This window comes from Streptomyces blattellae, from assembly GCF_009709555.1.
GTDB lineage: Bacteria > Actinomycetota > Actinomycetes > Streptomycetales > Streptomycetaceae > Streptomyces > Streptomyces blattellae.
The window spans coordinates 1-645 of sequence record NZ_WJBG01000080.1; the positions used below are offsets into that span (position 1 = coordinate 1).

General features: G+C 66.5%; 2 protein-coding genes. Both read left to right on the plus strand.

All coding sequences use genetic code 11. The annotated features are described in order from the left end of the window. The coding region (locus GFH49_RS01680) for an alpha-glucosidase C-terminal domain-containing protein (protein WP_155053931.1) at positions 1–400 on the plus strand (400 nt) is incomplete at its 5' end. Further along, positions 397–645: alpha-amylase family glycosyl hydrolase (locus tag GFH49_RS01685; protein ID WP_268867462.1), on the plus strand; the 249-nt coding region annotated here is incomplete at its 3' end. The genes GFH49_RS01680 and GFH49_RS01685, both read left to right, overlap by 4 nt.

Genomic DNA, 645 nt, shown 5'->3' on the forward strand with positions numbered 1-645 from the left:
GGAAGCAGCCGAACGCGCGGGGGCCACCATCACCCCGCTGATCACCCGGCTCAACACCATCCGCCGGGCGAATCCGGCGCTGCGGCAGTTGCGTGATCTCCATTTCCACCACGCCGACCAGGAAGCGGTGATCGCGTACTCGAAGCGGAGCGGCTCGAACACGGTTCTGGTGGTCGCGAACCTCGATCCCCACCACACCCAGGAGGCCACGGTCTCGTTGGACATGCCGCAACTCGGCCTGGACTGGCACGAGTCGGTGCCGGTGCGCGACGAGCTCACCGGCGAGACCTATCACTGGGGCAGGGCCAACTATGTGCGTCTTGAGCCGGGCAGCAGGCCCGCGCACATCCTGACCGTCCTGCGACCGTCCCCGCAGATCGGAGGGTCACCCACAAAATGATCGTCAACGAGCCCGTCCCGGACACGTTCGAGGACACGCCGGCCAAGGACCGGGACCCGGAGTGGTTCAAGCGAGCCGTCTTCTACGAGGTCCTCGTCCGCTCCTTCCAGGACAGCAACGGCGACGGCGTAGGAGACCTCAAGGGCATCACGGCCAAGCTGGACTACCTGCAGTGGCTGGGGGTGGACTGCCTGTGGCTGCCGCCGTTCTTCAAGTCACCGCTCAGGGACGGCGGGTACGACGTC